This window comes from Pseudomonas triticifolii, from assembly GCF_014358015.1.
Classification (GTDB): domain Bacteria; phylum Pseudomonadota; class Gammaproteobacteria; order Pseudomonadales; family Pseudomonadaceae; genus Aquipseudomonas; species Aquipseudomonas triticifolii.
This window is the reverse complement of sequence record NZ_JACONV010000008.1, coordinates 87,697-103,506: the sequence shown is the minus strand read 5'-3', so window position 1 is coordinate 103,506 and position 15,810 is coordinate 87,697. Positions and strand designations below refer to the sequence as shown.

General features: G+C 58.5%; 15 protein-coding genes. 4 read left to right on the top strand and 11 right to left on the bottom strand.

The features are described 5' to 3' along the window. The first annotated feature begins 151 nt into the window (after positions 1–151). Positions 152–691, top strand: a complete 540-nt coding sequence (locus H8S56_RS13465; protein WP_187518916.1) for a cytochrome b — start codon at positions 152–154, stop codon at positions 689–691. A 56-nt stretch (positions 692–747) separates the two neighbouring features. Here H8S56_RS13465 and H8S56_RS13460 read toward each other — a convergent pair whose 3' ends face one another. The 3 genes from H8S56_RS13460 to psrA all read right to left on the bottom strand — a co-directional run bounded on the left by H8S56_RS13460 (position 748) and on the right by psrA (position 3,344). Continuing rightward, complete coding sequence (locus tag H8S56_RS13460; RefSeq protein ID WP_024689268.1) at positions 748–1,488, bottom strand: S-methyl-5'-thioinosine phosphorylase; 741 nt, start codon at positions 1,486–1,488, stop codon at positions 748–750. Between the two features lie 9 nt (positions 1,489–1,497). Further along, the gene (gene nagZ / locus H8S56_RS13455) at positions 1,498–2,496 is read right to left on the bottom strand and encodes a beta-N-acetylhexosaminidase (protein WP_187518955.1); all 999 of its coding nucleotides are present in this window, start codon (positions 2,494–2,496) and stop codon (positions 1,498–1,500) included. A gap of 122 nt (positions 2,497–2,618) precedes the next feature. Beyond that, on the bottom strand, positions 2,619–3,344 hold the full coding sequence (gene psrA, locus H8S56_RS13450; protein WP_024689270.1) for a transcriptional regulator PsrA: 726 nt from the start codon (positions 3,342–3,344) through the stop codon (positions 2,619–2,621). 258 nt (positions 3,345–3,602) lie between these two features. On the opposite strand from psrA, the gene lexA reads away from it, so the two are divergent. Continuing rightward, entirely contained in the window at positions 3,603–4,211 is a 609-nt protein-coding gene (gene lexA, locus H8S56_RS13445) for a transcriptional repressor LexA (protein ID WP_024689271.1), read from the top strand. Positions 4,212–4,220: 9 nt separating this feature from the next. Continuing rightward, positions 4,221–4,691 carry an SOS-induced cell division inhibitor SulA gene (sulA, locus tag H8S56_RS13440; RefSeq protein WP_024695595.1) on the top strand — a complete coding sequence of 157 codons (471 nt, stop codon included), beginning with the start codon at positions 4,221–4,223 and terminating at the stop codon, positions 4,689–4,691. A 27-nt stretch (positions 4,692–4,718) separates the two neighbouring features. On the opposite strand, the gene H8S56_RS13435 is transcribed toward sulA, so the two are convergent. The 7 genes from H8S56_RS13435 to H8S56_RS13405 all read right to left on the bottom strand — a co-directional run bounded on the left by H8S56_RS13435 (position 4,719) and on the right by H8S56_RS13405 (position 13,093). Further along, a complete protein-coding gene (locus H8S56_RS13435; RefSeq protein WP_024689273.1) occupies positions 4,719–4,952 on the bottom strand; it encodes a hypothetical protein in 234 nt (77 codons plus the stop codon). Positions 4,953–5,016: 64 nt separating this feature from the next. After that, a complete protein-coding gene (locus tag H8S56_RS13430; RefSeq protein ID WP_024689274.1) occupies positions 5,017–5,538 on the bottom strand; it encodes a DUF6586 family protein in 522 nt (173 codons plus the stop codon). A gap of 95 nt (positions 5,539–5,633) precedes the next feature. Then, positions 5,634–8,246, bottom strand: a complete 2,613-nt coding sequence (gene topA / locus H8S56_RS13425) for a type I DNA topoisomerase (protein WP_024689275.1) — start codon at positions 8,244–8,246, stop codon at positions 5,634–5,636. Positions 8,247–8,359: 113 nt separating this feature from the next. Continuing rightward, on the bottom strand, positions 8,360–8,596 hold the full coding sequence (locus H8S56_RS13420) for a DUF1653 domain-containing protein (protein WP_187518915.1): 237 nt from the start codon (positions 8,594–8,596) through the stop codon (positions 8,360–8,362). A 121-nt stretch (positions 8,597–8,717) separates the two neighbouring features. Then, entirely contained in the window at positions 8,718–9,893 is a 1,176-nt protein-coding gene (fadA, locus tag H8S56_RS13415; protein WP_024689277.1) for an acetyl-CoA C-acyltransferase FadA, read from the bottom strand. A 23-nt stretch (positions 9,894–9,916) separates the two neighbouring features. Continuing rightward, complete coding sequence (gene fadB, locus H8S56_RS13410) at positions 9,917–12,064, bottom strand: fatty acid oxidation complex subunit alpha FadB (protein ID WP_024689278.1); 2,148 nt, start codon at positions 12,062–12,064, stop codon at positions 9,917–9,919. Between the two features lie 591 nt (positions 12,065–12,655). Then, on the bottom strand, positions 12,656–13,093 hold the full coding sequence (locus tag H8S56_RS13405) for a hypothetical protein (RefSeq protein WP_024689279.1): 438 nt from the start codon (positions 13,091–13,093) through the stop codon (positions 12,656–12,658). Between the two features lie 127 nt (positions 13,094–13,220). Here H8S56_RS13405 and H8S56_RS13400 point away from each other — a divergent pair, with 127 nt between their 5' ends. Continuing rightward, a complete protein-coding gene (locus H8S56_RS13400) occupies positions 13,221–13,661 on the top strand; it encodes a universal stress protein (RefSeq protein ID WP_024689280.1) in 441 nt (146 codons plus the stop codon). Positions 13,662–13,727: 66 nt separating this feature from the next. Here the strand turns inward: H8S56_RS13400 and H8S56_RS13395 are convergent, their stop codons facing one another. Continuing rightward, the gene (locus H8S56_RS13395) at positions 13,728–15,638 is read right to left on the bottom strand and encodes an ATP-binding cassette domain-containing protein (RefSeq protein ID WP_024689281.1); all 1,911 of its coding nucleotides are present in this window, start codon (positions 15,636–15,638) and stop codon (positions 13,728–13,730) included. Positions 15,639–15,810 lie beyond the last annotated feature (172 nt).

Here is a 15,810-nt window from a genome sequence, read left to right as displayed (position 1 = left end):
CGCCAACGAAGGCAAGGGATGGACGCCACAAGAAACGCACACGCTACGCGCCTGTAAAAGCAGATTTCGCAGCACCGGGATTGCGCGTATCGTTATTCGAAAAACCTGAAACCCATGCACCGAGCCTGAAAACGTGACGAGGAACTCAACAGTGGATGTACCGTCGTTTCAACGCTACACCCGAAAGGCCCGCTGGTTTCACTGGCTCATGGCCGCTTTGATCGTGCTTGCCTACACACTGATCCTCAGCCGCAGCCAATTCGGAAAGGGATCCGAACTCCGGATGCTGGTCGTGCAGAGTCACTTCTGGGTCGGCATTCTGATTTTGGCGATGGCCTTCTTCCGAGTGGCTGAACGACGCCGTCATCAGCCGCCATCCATAACGCCCCCCCTGGAAGGCGCATTGCGCATTGCCTCAACCCTGACGCATTACGCGCTCTACGCCTTTCTGTTCATCCAGCCGGTACTGGGACTGCTGACCGTCATGGTGGAAAAAGGGGCGCTGCCCATTCCGCTCACTGACCTGCAGATACCCTGGCCTTTTGCGACGTCAGACCATCTCGCCGAAAACTTCGAAGACCTGCACAAGCTGCTGGGTTCGATCTTCTACTACGTCATTGGCCTGCACGTCATCGCTGCTCTCTGGCATCACGTCGTGCGCAAGGACAACACACTCAAACGAATGCTGTGACCGGGGCACCTCAAGGGCCGCTTAATGGCAGCCCTTGAGGTAAGGCTTGATTGAGACTACTGAGCCGACAATACGTGGGCCAGTGCAGCCTTCACCTTGCCCATCCCGTCATGCAGCGCCTGCTCGATCTCGGCCATGGTGATCACCGCCGACGATTTGCCTGCCGCCGGGTTGACCACCAGCGCCAGACAGGCGTAATCCAGTTCCAGTTCACGGGCCAGCGCCGCTTCAGGCATACCCGTCATGCCCACGATGTCACACCCGTCACGCTCCAGACGAATGATCTCTGCCACGGTTTCCAGACGCGGCCCCTGCGTACAGGCGTAGACACCGCGCTCACTGAACTCGCAACCGCCTGCCGCAAGCGCAGCAATCAGACGCGCACGCAGTGCTTCGCTGTAGGGATAGCTGAAATCAATGTGCGTCACCTGCTCAAGGTCGTCGGCGAAAAATGTATGCTGGCGACCGCTGGTGTAGTCGATAAGGTCGTGTGGCACGCAAAAATGTCCGGTGCCCATTGCCGGATGAATGCCACCCACCGCATTCACTGCCAGAATGGCCTCGGCACCGGCCTGCTTCAAGGCCCAGATATTGGCGCGGTAGTTGACCTGATGAGGCGGCAGGCGATGCGGATGACCATGACGCGCCAGGAACATCACTTCACGCCCGGCGTATTCGCCCATGTGGATATCGCCCGACGGCGCACCGTAAGGGGTATTCATAGGCAGCGACTGACGAATGTTCAGCCCTTCGAGCTGAGTCAGACCGGTGCCACCAATAATTGCGTAAACAGTCATTGCTAATCCTTAGTCGATCAATTGGGCGTTGCGCAGTGCCGCAAGCGCGGTCAACCAGCGAGGATGCTGTCGATAGTCAGTACTGGCAACGGCCTTGCCACGCATGCGCGCGATGCGTGCCGAAGGCGTGACCTTCATACGCTGCGCCGCACTGAGTGCCAGCTCTGCGGCCGCACGATCGTTGCACACCAGCCCCATGTCGCAACCGGCAGTCAGTGCCGCTTCGATGCGACTCGCCGCATCACCGACCACATGCGCGCCGGCCATCGACAGGTCATCGCTGAAGATAACGCCATCAAATTTCAGTTCGTCGCGCAGGATGCCCTGCAGCCAGCGTCGCGAAAAACCGGCCGGTTGCGAATCGACCTTCGGATAAATCACGTGAGCGGGCATGACCGCCGCCAGTTGCTGACTCAAGCGCGCGAACGGCACCAGATCATTGGCGCGAATTTGCTCAAGGCTGCGCTCATCGGTCGGGATGGCGACGTGGGAGTCGGCCTCCGCCCAGCCATGCCCCGGAAAATGCTTGCCAGTGGCGGCCATGCCTGCCGCGTTCATGCCGCGAATGAAAGCACCCGCCAGCCGTGCAGCACGCTCCGGATCGCCTTCGAAAGCCCGCGTGCCGACCACCGCGCTGCGCTGGTAATCCAGATCCAGGACCGGGGCGAAACTCAGGTCAAGTCCTACTGCCAGTACCTCGGTCGCCATCAGCCAGCCACAATGCTCGGCAAGTAGCTCGGCGTCAGGTTTGTCGGCGATGGCGCGCATCGCGGGCAGGCGCACGAAACCTTGACGCAACCGCTGGACTCGCCCGCCCTCCTGGTCCACCGCCAGGAGCAGATCAGGTCGAACGGCGCGAATGGCAGCGCTCAGCTCACGAACCTGGCGGGGATGCTCGATGTTTCGAGCGAAGATGATGAGACCGCCCACTTCGGGCTGACGCAGAAACTGACGGTCGTCGCTGGTCAGCCAGGTGCCGGCGACGTCGACCATCAGGGAGCCTTGCAGGCCTGAACTCATAGAAAAAAACCCTTATACACCAGTGCCCAATATCAATGCGGGCATGGTGCTTGATCCTGAAGCCCTGTGCAATGCGAAGGGGCTGGACGATGTTCAGGCCTGGGGGATTCTCAGACCTTGGCAGCGACAGGCGCAGCCGCGGGCGCGCTGCTGGTCTTGTTGCGAGGCTTGAGCTGGGCGGCAATCATTGCAGCGTCGGTCACACCGGTGTCGGCGCGCATGCCAGCCGCCAGGAAAGGCACCATCAAACGCATGACCTGCTCGATCGACGTATTGACGCCGAAATCGGTTTCGGCAATCGCACGCAGCGCCTTGATACCGGACATGCTGAAAGCGGCGGCTCCGAGCATGAAGTGCACGCGCCAGAACAGCTCGATGGGAGGAATACGCGGAGCCGCTTCGTTGACCAGCGTCATATAGCGGCGAAACACCTTGCCGTACATGTCTTCGAGATAACGTCGCAGGTGGCCTTGGCTCTGGCTGAAAGCCAGGCCCAGCAGGCGCATGAAAATGGAGAGGTCATTGCCGCTGCGCGGTTGTACAACCAGTGCCTGCTCAACGAGAATTTCAAGCAGCTCTTCAAGCGAGGGCTTGTGCTCGGGCCTGGCCTGACGGCGCTCCAGTTCACGATCCAGACTGATGCAAAAGGGGCCGAGAAAGCGCGAGAACACCGCCTGGATCAGGGCTTTCTTGGACCCGAAATGGTAGTTCACCGCAGCCAGATTGACGGAGGCCTTGCTGGTGATCAAACGCAATGAGGTTTCAGCAAAACCTTTTTCTGCGAACAACTGCTCCGCAGCGTCAAGAATGCGTTCAACGGTTTCCGACTGTGCCATGGCTCTCTGCCTAACAAACGAACGTTTGAAACATACGTATCAGGCCGCCCTGTTGTCAAGCAAACCCGTTCATTTTATGGCCAGACAGTCACGAATGCAGTCATGAATCGCTGAGTTACGTGCCTTGTTCAGTCTTTCATGGACGGGATCGACAGTCTTCGACAGCGCCGCCGGACGGTAAAAATGAAATGGACGATTGCCAAGCCGCCTTCACTGTATATAATCCCAGTCACTGTATAAAAAGACAGAGCGCTCAACATGATCAAACTGACGCCACGCCAGGCTGAAATCCTGGGCTTCATCAAACGCTGTCTTGAAGACAACGGCTTCCCCCCGACCCGAGCGGAAATCGCTCAGGAACTGGGCTTCAAATCGCCCAATGCCGCTGAAGAGCATCTCAAGGCGCTTGCCCGCAAGGGTGCCATTGAAATGACCCCAGGCGCTTCACGCGGCATTCGTATCCCGGGCTTTGAAGCGAAATCCGACGAAAGCAGCCTGCCGATCATTGGCCGTGTGGCTGCTGGCGCTCCCATTCTGGCGCAACAGCACATCGAAGAATCCTGCAACATCAATCCGACCTTTTTCCACCCAAGTGCCGATTACCTGTTGCGCGTGCATGGCATGAGCATGAAGGACATCGGCATTCTGGACGGCGATCTGCTGGCGGTGCACACCACCCGCGAGGCACGTAACGGCCAGATCGTCGTTGCCCGGATCGGCGACGAAGTCACGGTCAAACGCTTCAAGCGTGAAGGCAGCAAAGTGTGGCTGCTGGCTGAAAACCCGGAGTTCGCACCCATCGAGGTCGACCTCAAGGATCAGGATCTGGTGATCGAAGGTTTGAGCGTCGGCGTCATTCGCCGCTAAGGAGACGTTATGCAGTTCCATCAAGCACCGCATTCGCAACTGCCGCTGTTCGAGGCGTTCATGGCCCAGCCTATCGCCCCGATGCTGAAAGACGTCGTAGAATCGCCCTGGAGCAACGAGCCGGAGCCTTTCAGCGAATTGTCCTTACGTGGTGCCGCCGGGAACTGCCTGAACCTGCTTGCTCCTATTCTTCGCGAATTGAGCCAGGAAGCCGATGCACGCTGGCTGACGCTCATTGCACCACCCTCAAGCCTTACTCAGACATGGCTGCGTGATGCGGGACTGAACCGGGAGCGGATTCTTCTGCTTCAGCCACGCGGCACTCAAAGCGCACTGGAGCTGACTCGCGAAGCGCTGAGGCTGGGCCGTAGTCACACAGTGGTGAGCTGGATCAGTCCACTCGGCACAGCGGCGCGCCAGCAGTTGATCAGTGCAGCGAGGGTCGGGGAAGCGCAAAGCCTGAATATTCGACTGGGCTGAACACCCGGTCGCTGGACGACGCTGCGATCAGTGCAGAATGCGCGGCCCGTCTTCCTTTTCGATCTCGCCTTCTGCCAGGCGACCGGCCATTTGCACGCCTACGCTCAACATGGCCTTGGCAACTTCGACATGCTGCCCCTGCATGAACGCCTTGGCGTCTGCCGAGAAATCCAGCGTAACCAGCGAGCCCTCGTCATCGGCACGGCGCAGCTCGATGCGGCCATCAGGCAGTTCGACAATTTCAAGAAAAGAGGTAGGCATTGGTACAGTTACTCCGCAATAGGCTGGCATTGTAACAGCCTGCCAGCCCATCAATCATTGCTTTTCAGCACTCGCTCAAGCCTTCACGAAAGCGAATGGCCAGACTTTTAAGCTGTTGACGCCAGCTTTCCAGCTCCTCACGCGTCAGCTCCGGCGCTTGCTCGTTATCCAGATTCACCGCCACGATCAGGGGCTGAGTCACGTCGCCTTTGGGTTTCGCAGGAGCGCGTGGCGGCTGGAATAAAGCGTTATACGCAGCCAGCAGCCTGGCCAGCCAGGTCTCGCGATGATGAGCCAGCTCGACCAGCTCAGCCATTTCCGGAATTGCAATGGCGTCCAGTACTTCTTGAGTCAGCAATAGCTCTGCACGAGGCGCGCCCGCCTGAGGCAGACGATAGAAACCGGCAATCTCGTGGCAAAGCCCGAGCAGCGCGCCATACAAATGAAACAGCACGGACTCTCGCTCGGCCTGCTGCAACGCTTGCGCATTAATGACCTGGCCGTTTTCGGCCTTGCCCAGCGCCTCAAGTGCAAGCCCTGCAAAATAGATCTTCTGGTTGGTGCGGGTATAGAGTTCATGAGCCATGGCAACACTCTCCATCACAATCGAATAAGACCAGCTTAGCCTGACCGCATACAGTCAGACCGGCGTCCGACACCCAAGTGCCGGACGCCTGCCCGTCAACGCTTGTCTTCGACCTTCCAGGCGCTGCCATCATAGAACGCGCGCCAGCCGGTAGGCTTGCCTTCGACCTCGGTCTGCACGTACTGCTCCTTGGTCTTGCGGCTGTAACGGATCACCGACGGACGGCCATCCGGGTCCTTCTTCGGCGCTTCGCAGAGGAAGTGATACTTGGGATCAATCTCGTCCTTGTGCGGTGCAATCTCGATGACCAACGGTGCGCGGGTTTCACGGTTTTTCGGGAACTGGCTGGCGGCCAGGAACAGCCCCGAAGCACCGTCACGCAGAATATAGGTGTCATCGACCTTGTCGCACTTGAGTTCCGGCATCTTGACCGGATCCATCTTCGGCGGCGCCGCATCGCCGCTCTTGAGCAGCTTGCGGGTATTCTTGCAGTCAGAATTGGTGCAACCGAAGAACTTGCCGAAACGGCCGGTCTTGAGCTGCATTTCGCTGCCGCACTTATCGCACTCCAGACTCGGACCTTCGTAGCCCTTGATCCGGTAGGTGCCCTTCTCGATCTCGTAACCTGTGCAATCCGGGTTGTTACCGCAGATATGCAGCTTGTGGTTCTCGTCGAGCAGATAAGCGTCCATGGCCGTGCTGCAGATCGGGCAGCGATGCTTGCCACGCAGAACCCTGGACTCCGATTCACCCTCGTCATCTTCGGCAATCTCGTCGCCAGGCGTGAGGTTGACGGTCGCCTTGCAGCGCTCCTTGGGCGGCAGGCTGTAGCCGGAGCAGCCCAGGAACACACCTGTCGAGGCGGTACGGATCTGCATCGGACGCCCGCAGACCTTGCACGGGATATCGGTCATGACCGGCTGATTGGCACGCATGCCGCCGTCAGGCGCTTCGGCCACTTCCAGCTTCTTGCGGAAATCGCCGTAGAACTCGTCCAGCACGTTTTTCCAGTCGCGCTGGCCCTGGGCGACGTCGTCGAGGTTTTCTTCCATGCCGGCGGTAAAGCCGTAGTCCATCAGGTTGGCAAAGCTCTCCGACAGACGTCCTGTGACGATGTCACCCATCTTTTCAGAGTAGAAGCGGCGGTTATGCAGCGCTACATAGCCACGATCCTGGATGGTCGAAATAATCGCCGCGTAAGTCGACGGACGACCGATACCGCGCTTTTCCATTTCCTTGACCAGGCTCGCTTCGGAGTAACGCGCAGGCGGCTTGGTGAAGTGCTGGGTCGGATCGAGCTTGTTAAGCTTCAGGGTTTCACCCTGCGCCATGTCCGGTAGCACGTCATCATCGCCAGGCTTGGCCATCTGCGGCAGTACACGGGTGTAACCGTCAAATTTGAGGATGCGGCCCTTGGCGCGCAGCTCGAAATCGCTCGCTGCAACGCTGACAGTGGTCGACAGGTATTGCGCAGGCGGCATCTGGCAAGCGACGAACTGACGCCAGATCAGCTCATAAAGGCGCTCGGCGTCGCGCTCCATGCCCGAAAGCTTGGAGGGATGCATGTTGACGTCGGAAGGACGAATCGCTTCGTGCGCCTCCTGTGCGCCTTCCTTGCTGCTGTACACGTTCGGCGATTCCGGCAGGTACTTCTTGCCGAACTCGGTTTCGATGTAATCGCGCGCCATGCTTACCGCGTCAGCCGACAGGTTGGTCGAGTCGGTACGCATATAGGTGATATAGCCAGCCTCGTACAAGCGCTGAGCCATCATCATGGTCTTCTTCACACCGAAGCCCAGGCGGTTGCTCGCGGCCTGCTGCAGGGTCGACGTAATAAAGGGCGCGGACGGCTTGCTGCTGGTCGGCTTGTCTTCGCGCTTGACGATGCTGTAGCTGGAAGCCTTTAGCTTTTCCAGTGCCGCCATAGCCTGCGCTTCGTTCAGCGGCTTGAAGGCCTCACCGTTTTCACGGGCGACTTCGAAACGCACGTTGGCGCCTTTGGCAGTGCCCAGGTCAGCGTGGATTTCCCAATACTCTTCGGGATTGAAAGCACGAATCTCGCGCTCACGCTCCACCACCAGTTTCACGGCAACCGACTGCACACGACCTGCCGACAGGCCACGCGCAACCTTCTGCCACAACAATGGAGAGACCATGTAACCGACGACGCGGTCCAGGAAGCGACGCGCCTGCTGGGCGTTGACCCGGGCAATATCCAGCTCGCCGGGCCTGGAGAAAGCCTCTTGAATGGCTTTCTTGGTGATTTCATTGAACACCACGCGTTTGTAGCGGCTGTCATCGCCACCGATGGCTTCGCGCAGGTGCCAGGCAATGGCTTCCCCTTCGCGGTCCAAGTCCGTCGCGAGATAGATGGTGTCAGCATCCTTGGCGAGCTTGCGCAGCTCTTCGATCACCTTCTCCTTGCCGGGAAGGATTTCGTACTTGGCTTTCCAGCCATGCTCCGGATCGACGCCCATGCGCGATACCAGCTGGCGCTGCGCCTTTTCTTTCGGCGTCAGTACCGGGCCCTCGCCAGCGGCGGCCTTGCCACGCTTGGCGGCAGGCTCTTTGGCAGCACTGGCCGAACCGCTGGTGGGCAGGTCTCGGATATGGCCGATACTCGACTTCACCACGTACTGGTTGCCCAAATACTTGTTGATGGTCTTGGCCTTAGCCGGGGATTCCACGATGACCAGCGATTTGCCCATGGATCAGAAAATTCCTGAATACTAGATGAAAGACAATGACGAGCTTGTAAAGGCCACGCTATATATAGTGGCTACAAGGTGAGGTCAAGCACAGCCTGTTGTGAATTGCCGAGTCACGATCCGGAAAACAGGCTTGGTTCCGCGTGGACCAAAGCAAAGCGCGGGACTTGCTCGCCGTCAACCTCGACGACCTCCAGAAACATTTCCAGAGGACGAACCCACATGCCGAAATCGCCGTAGAGCGCCTGGTAGAACACCACGTCCTCTTCGGTTTCGGAATGCTTCGCCACGCTGAAAACGCGATATTGCGGCCCTTTGTAATGGCGATAGAGCCCTGGTTGCAGTTGCATGTGCAGCCCTCGTGAAACAGGTTCAAAACAGAAAAAAAAGCCAAAACATTCGGCAAAAAACTGCTTTTTCAAAAATACAAAAGCCGGGGCATCAAGCCCCGGCTTGCATCACGCCAGGCAATCAGACGCGTTCGAAGACGGTCGCGATGCCCTGACCCAGTCCGATGCACATGGTGGAAACCCCAAGGTTGCCGCCATTCTGCTTCATGACATTGAGCAAGGTGCCGGAGATACGCGCACCGGAACATCCAAATGGATGGCCCAGAGCGATGGCGCCGCCATGCAGGTTAACCTTCTCGTTCATCTTGTCGAGCACTTTCAAATCTTTCAACACTGGCAAGGCCTGTGCAGCGAAAGCTTCGTTGAGCTCGAAGAAGTCGATATCCGAGATACTCAAGCCGGCACGCTTGAGTGCTTTCTGAGTAGCAGGTACCGGGCCATAGCCCATGATTGCGGGGTCTACGCCGGCAACAGCCATGGAACGGATCACTGCCATCGGTTGAATGCCGAGGTCTTTGGCACGCTGCGCGGACATCACGATCATGCACGAAGCGCCGTCGGTAATTTGCGAAGACGTGCCCGCCGTCACAGTACCGCCCTTGGGATTGAACGCCGGCTTGAGCGCCGCCAGACTTTCCAGGGTGGTATCGGGACGAATGGTTTCATCGTAGTCGAAGACCTTGAGGAAGCCGTTTTCGTCATATCCCTGCATAGGGATGATCTCGTCCTTGAACTTGCCTTCCAGCGTCGCCTTATGAGCCAGTTGGTGAGAGCGCAGGCCGAAAGCATCCTGTTGCTCGCGGGTGATACCGTGCATCTTGCCCAGCATTTCGGCAGTCAGGCCCATCATGCCCGATGCCTTGGCGGCGTACAGCGACATGTGCGGGTTCGGATCAACGCCGTGCATCATGCTGACATGGCCCATGTGCTCAACACCACCGATCACGAACACATCACCGTTACCGGTCATGATCGCCTGGGCAGCGGTATGCAGCGCGCTCATGGAAGAACCGCACAGGCGGCTCACGGTCTGCGCAGCGGAAGTATGCGGAATCTGGGTCAGCAACGACGCCATGCGGGCGATGTTCCAGCCCTGCTCCAGGGTCTGGTTGACGCAACCCCAGATCACGTCTTCGACTTCGGCCGGATCAATCTTGCTGTTTCGCTCCAGCAATTTGCTGATCAGGTGCGCGGACATGTCTTCAGCACGCGTGTTGCGATGCATGCCGCCCTTGGAACGGCCCATCGGGGTGCGACCGAAGTCGACAATCACGACGTCTCTTGGATTCAAGCTCATATGTTCATTCCTCAGAAAGGCGCTTAACCGAAGAAGCTCTGGCCGTTCTTGGCCATCTCACGCAGCTTCGCGGTCGGTTGATACAAGGCACCCAGCTCGGCATATTGGTCAGCGAGGGCAACGAATTCGGCAACACCGATCGAGTCGATGTAACGCAGCGCACCACCACGGAATGGAGGGAAACCAATACCGTAGATCAGGCCCATATCGGCCTCAGCGGCGGTTTCAACGATACCGTCTTCCAGGCAGCGTACGGTTTCCATGCATAGCGGGATCATCATCCAGTTGATGATGTCTTCGTCGGTCACTTCACGCTGCTCGAAAACGATTGGTTTGAGCACGTCCAGCACGGCCGGATCGTTGACCTTTTTCGGCTTGCCCTTCTTGTCCATCTCGTAGGCGTAGAAGCCTTTGCCGTTCTTCTGACCCAGACGCTTGGCTTCGTACAGCACGTCGACAGCCGAACGGCGATCGTCTTTCATGCGGTCCGGGAAGCCTTCTGCCATGACGTCACGACCATGGTGGCCGGTGTCGATACCGACCACGTCCATCAGGTAGGCAGGGCCCATTGGCCAGCCGAACTTCTCCATCACCTTGTCGATGCGCACGAAGTCGACGCCCGCGCTGACCAGCTTGGCAAAACCGCCGAAGTACGGGAACAGTACGCGGTTAACCAGAAAGCCAGGGCAGTCGTTGACCACGATCGGGTTCTTGCCCATCTTCTTGGCGTAAGCGACGGTAGTCGCCACGGCCTCTTCGCTGGACTTCTCACCGCGAATCACTTCCACCAGCGGCATCATGTGCACCGGATTGAAGAAGTGCATGCCCACGAAGTTTTCCGGGCGCTTGAGCGCCTGAGCCAGCAGACTGATGGAGATAGTCGAAGTGTTGGAGGCCAGGATGGTGTGTTCGCCCACCTGCGCTTCGACTTCGGCCAGCACCGACTGCTTGACCTTGGGGTTCTCGACCACGGCTTCGACGACCAGATCGACATTACCGAAGTCACCGTAGGACAGCGTAGGACGAATCGCGTTAAGCGCTTCGGCCATCTTCGCAGGCGTCAGACGGCCTTTCTCGACGCGGTTGCCCAACAGTTTGGACGCTTCGTTCAGGCCCAATTGAATGGCCTCCTCACGAATGTCCTTCATCAGGATCGGCGTACCCTTGACCGCTGACTGGTAAGCGATGCCGCCGCCCATGATGCCGGCACCGAGCACGGCGGCCTGCTTCACGTCCTTGGCGACTTCGTCGTAGCCCTTGGCTTTCTTTTTCAGCTCCTGATCGTTCAGGAACAGGCCGATCAGACTCTGCGCAGCAGAAGTCTTGGCCATTTTGACGAAACCGGCAGCCTCAATTTCCAGCGCCTTGTCACGACCGAAGTTCGCGGCTTTCTGGATGGTCTTGATCGCTTCGACCGGTGCCGGGTAGTTAGGACCGGCCTGACCGGCAACAAAACCCTTGGCCGTTTCAAACGCCATCATCTGCTCGATGGCGTTGAGTTTGAGCTTGTCCAGTTTAGGCTGACGTTTGGCTTTGAAATCGAACTCGCCGGAGATGGCGCGCTTGATCAGGTCTAGCGCTGCGGCCTGAAGCTTTTCAGGCGCGACAACGGCATCCACAGCGCCCACTTTCAGGGCATCTTCAGCCGCGTTTTCCTTGCCGGATGCAATCCACTCGATGGCGTTGTCGGCACCGATAATACGAGGCAGACGAACCGTACCACCGAAGCCCGGGTACAGACCCAGCTTGACTTCCGGCAGGCCGATCTTCGCACTGCTCGACATGACGCGGTAATCGGCCGCCAGACACATCTCCAGACCGCCGCCCAGCGCAATGCCGTTGATGGCGACGACTGTCGGCACGCCAAGGTCTTCGAAATCGCTGAAGATCCGGTTGGCTTCCAGGTTGCCGGCGACCAGTTCGGCTTCGGGCAACTTGAAGTTGTCGACAAACTCGGTGATGTCAGCGCCGACGATGAATGCGTCTTTGCCGCTGGTGACGATCACACCTTTAACCGACGCGTCAGCCTTGAGGGCATCCACTGCCTGACGCAGCTCGTTGAGGGTGAGGCGGTTGAACTTGTTGACGGACTCACCCTTGAGGTCGAAATTCAATTCGACGATGCCACTTTCAAGAGCCTTAACCGTGATGGCTTTACCTTCGTAAATCATCAACTGATCTCCACAATATGGAAGCTGAACAATACTCGCTGAACATTAACGTTCAGCGAGACTACGACGTCGCCGTCGATGAACACGCCAAATCACACGTACATCCGCTGCGACGCGGTAGCCAGGATTCTGTCAGAGCCGTCTGACGAACAAACGCTCATTTCATACGCCCGTTTGATTTGGGTACGCACACCATCAGGCAAAAGCGGATAATTGTCAATTCGCCAAAACGTCAATAAAAACGGCCGATTGCAAAAGGCACAAGCGATTCCTGACCGGCCAACTGATGTTTGATTTGCCATCATTCAAGGAATTGATAACGCGCAGATCAGGCTAAAGCCTGCAGATTCTGCACCGTTGAGGCTCATTTGCGGGAAGTGTCGAGAAAAACGCGACAAAAGAGAGCAGAAGGTCTACAGTCAGCGCACTGCGCCACAAGAGGCCTGCGATGCAATTGATGGCGGGTGCGCAGCGGTGATAACCGGCATTCAGCGATCTGGGTGCCGGCATACCAGGAATTATCGGCCTGCCTGGCCAACCCCGGCCCGATGTTGTTATCGGGCTTTTTATTGCCTGCGATTCAGCCAGGGCTCAGGCGAGCGCCTTGAGCACTGCATTAATACGCTGCAACACTTCTGCTTCGCCGCGTTCCGACCAGTACACCGCAATCATCTGTGCATCCGCCTCGACCTTGAAGACATCAGCCGGCAGCGTGCTGAAGTGGGCGAGCAAAGCGGCGTCCTCACAAGGCTCACGCCAGCGGTTGACCCAGGTCCCTGGCTCACGCTGCCAGTACACCCAGACATCCGGTTTCGAGCTTCGGCGTGGACGGTGGTATTGCGCACACGGGCTGGGAGGCTCCTTGGCGAGCCAGTGCGGCCACTCCTGAGGAGCCAGTTGCATGGCCATGCCGATACGCCGCGCCTCCATGCGCAACGCCATCCTGCCACTCTGATGGCGCGAGGGGCGCAACCAGACAAGCGGACTCAACATCACACAAATGATTGACAGGACTATCCAGACCGTCATATTTCTTGCCCCCGCCCGACTCAGGCTAAAAACAACAATTTGAAAACAGTGGCTTGCACGGGGTCTGCCCAGATGCGAACGAAAGCGCCATACTCACACCATTGCCACCCTCTCGGAGGACACCCTCATGTCGTATCAACATATTCTGGTTGCCATTGACCTCACCGACGAATGCGACCCGGTCATTCGTCGCGCCCGAGAACTGGCAGAAGCCAGCGGCGCGACGCTGTCGATGGTGCACATCGTGGAGCCGATGGCGATGGCCTTCGGAGGCGACGTTCCGATGGACCTGTCACAACTGCAACAACAGCAGTTCGACCAGGCCAAGGAGAAGCTGCAGAAACTGAAGATCAAATACCCGCAGATGAAAGCAGGCGAAAGCCACCTGGTCTACGGCCAGCCGCGCCAGGAAATCCATCAACTGGCCAAGAATCAGAACTGCGACCTGATTGTCGTTGGCAGCCACGGCCGTCATGGCCTGGCCTTGCTATTGGGCTCGACCGCCAATGACGTGCTGCACGGCGCACCTTGCGATGTACTGGCTGTACGCCTCAAGAAACCGGAATAAGCTCGGGGTAACACCTAAAAAGCCCGGACATGATCCGGGCTTTTTATTGCCTGACGAGTCAGACGATCACTCGTCCAGTTCGGCCCAGCGCTCCAGCAACGCATCCAGCTCGCCCTGCAGACTTTCCATCTGAGCCAGTGCCGCAGTGGTCTGCTCGGCTGGCTGCTGATAGAAACCCGGCGCAGCCATTTCAGCCGTCAGAGCCGCCATCTTGCCTTCAACTTCGTCGATCTGACCCGGCAAGGCTTCCAGCTCACGCTGGTGCTTGTAACTGAGTTTCTTCTTGGCAACCGGCATGTCCTGAGCGGCTACCGGAGCAGCCTGGACGACAGCACTGGCCAGCTCGGCCTTGCCTGACTTGGTATCAGCCACACCCAGCAGGCGCGGAGAACCGCCCTGACGCAGCCAGTCCTGATAACCCCCCACATACTCGCGCACCTTGCCCTCGCCTTCGAATACCAGCGTGCTGGTGACGACGTTGTCGAGGAATGCCCGGTCGTGACTGACCATCAGTACCGTGCCCTTGAAGGTCAACAGCACTTCTTCAAGCAGCTCAAGGGTCTCAACGTCCAGGTCGTTGGTCGGTTCGTCAAGGACCAGCAGGTTCGCCGGCTTGCTGAACAACTTCGCCAGCAACAGACGGGCCCGCTCGCCACCGGACAGCGCCTTGACCGGCGTGCGTGCGCGCTGCGGACTGAACAGGAAGTCACCCAGGTAGCTCAGTACGTGACGGCTCTGCCCATCGATATCGATGAAGTCGCGGCCTTCGGCCACGTTGTCGATCACGGTCTTTTCCAGATCGAGCTGGTGACGCAACTGGTCGAAGTAGGCAACGTCCAGACGCGTACCCACTTCCACCTTGCCGCCGGTTGGCTGCAGGTTGTCCAGCATCAGTTTGAGCAGCGTGGTCTTGCCGGTACCGTTGGCACCCAACAGACCGATACGGTCTTCGCGCTGCAGGACCATGGAGAAGTCCTTGATGAGCATCGGGCCGCCCGGGTGTGCGAAACTGACGTTGTCCAGCACCATGACCTGCTTGCCGGATTTCTCGGCCGTGTCGAGCTGGATGTTGGCCTTGCCGGTTCGTTCGCGGCGCTCGCTGCGCTCAACGCGTAGCTCTTTCAGGGCGCGCACACGGCCTTCATTACGGGTACGACGGGCCTTGATGCCCTGGCGAATCCAGACTTCTTCCTGGGCCAGACGCTTGTCGAACAGTGCGTTGGCGGTCTCTTCGGCCGCCAAAGCCGCTTCCTTGTGCACGAGGAAGCTGGCGTAGTCGCCGTCCCAATCGATCAGGCCGCCACGATCCAGTTCCAGAATACGGGTCGCCAGGTTCTGCAGGAATGCACGGTCGTGCGTAATGAACAACACGGCACCCTGGAAATCCTTGAGGGCTTCTTCAAGCCAGGCGATTGCACCGATGTCCAGGTGGTTGGTCGGTTCGTCGAGCAGCAGCAGATCAGGTTCTGAAACCAGTGCCTGAGCCAGCAGAACACGGCGACGCCAGCCGCCGGACAGCTCGGCCAGGGTCTTGTCGGCAGGCAACTGCAGACGACTGAGGGTGCTTTCGACCAATTGCTGCAAGCGCCAGCCATCGCGGGCTTCGAGGTCCTGCTGCACATGCATGAGCTTGTTGAGGTCTTCCTCGGTCACGCAGTTCTGAGCCAGATGGTGGTATTCGGCGAGCAATGCGCCAACGCCGTCCAGGCCCTCGGCCACCACGTCGAACACCGTCCGTCCGTCGGCAACCGGTAATTCCTGGGGCAATTCGCCAATCTTGAGGCCCGGAGCGCGCCAGACAGCGCCTTCATCGGGCTTCTGAACGCCTTTGACCAGCTTCAGCATGCTGGATTTGCCAGTGCCGTTGCGGCCAATGATGCACACCCGCTCACCACGGGCGATCTGCCAGGACACCTTGTCCAATAACGGCATGGCGCCGAAAGCAAGGGACACATCGCTGAATTTGAGCAGGGTCATGAGCTTCTCCAAAAACCGGGCGCGCATTCTACCTGAGATAGCCGGTGGATGTCGGGATTCGTCGCAGGGGCCGTCAGCATCGCCCTCTCTTTATAACGGCTAATTATTTCTACATGAGACAACGTCGTCGGGAGTGCTTTCACCATGAGCTGGCAAAAGGCTAAGCTAGCCG

What these genes read in the sequence shown, in the direction of transcription:
- fadA (WP_024689277.1), bottom strand. Translation starts at nt 9,893, where the DNA reads ATGAGCTTGAATCCAAGAGACGTCGTGATTGTCGACTTCGGTCGCACC.
- H8S56_RS13420 (WP_187518915.1), bottom strand. Translation starts at nt 8,596, where the DNA reads ATGCAACTGCAACCAGGGCTCTATCGCCATTACAAAGGGCCGCAATAT.
- fadB (WP_024689278.1), bottom strand. Translation starts at nt 12,064, where the DNA reads ATGATTTACGAAGGTAAAGCCATCACGGTTAAGGCTCTTGAAAGTGGC.
- H8S56_RS13395 (WP_024689281.1), bottom strand. Translation starts at nt 15,638, where the DNA reads ATGACCCTGCTCAAATTCAGCGATGTGTCCCTTGCTTTCGGCGCCATG.
- topA (WP_024689275.1), bottom strand. Translation starts at nt 8,246, where the DNA reads ATGGGCAAATCGCTGGTCATCGTGGAATCCCCGGCTAAGGCCAAGACC.
- sulA (WP_024695595.1), top strand. Translation starts at nt 4,221, where the DNA reads ATGCAGTTCCATCAAGCACCGCATTCGCAACTGCCGCTGTTCGAGGCG.
- H8S56_RS13435 (WP_024689273.1), bottom strand. Translation starts at nt 4,952, where the DNA reads ATGCCTACCTCTTTTCTTGAAATTGTCGAACTGCCTGATGGCCGCATC.
- psrA (WP_024689270.1), bottom strand. Translation starts at nt 3,344, where the DNA reads ATGGCACAGTCGGAAACCGTTGAACGCATTCTTGACGCTGCGGAGCAG.
- lexA (WP_024689271.1), top strand. Translation starts at nt 3,603, where the DNA reads ATGATCAAACTGACGCCACGCCAGGCTGAAATCCTGGGCTTCATCAAA.
- H8S56_RS13405 (WP_024689279.1), bottom strand. Translation starts at nt 13,093, where the DNA reads ATGACGGTCTGGATAGTCCTGTCAATCATTTGTGTGATGTTGAGTCCG.
- H8S56_RS13460 (WP_024689268.1), bottom strand. Translation starts at nt 1,488, where the DNA reads ATGACTGTTTACGCAATTATTGGTGGCACCGGTCTGACTCAGCTCGAA.
- H8S56_RS13400 (WP_024689280.1), top strand. Translation starts at nt 13,221, where the DNA reads ATGTCGTATCAACATATTCTGGTTGCCATTGACCTCACCGACGAATGC.
- H8S56_RS13430 (WP_024689274.1), bottom strand. Translation starts at nt 5,538, where the DNA reads ATGGCTCATGAACTCTATACCCGCACCAACCAGAAGATCTATTTTGCA.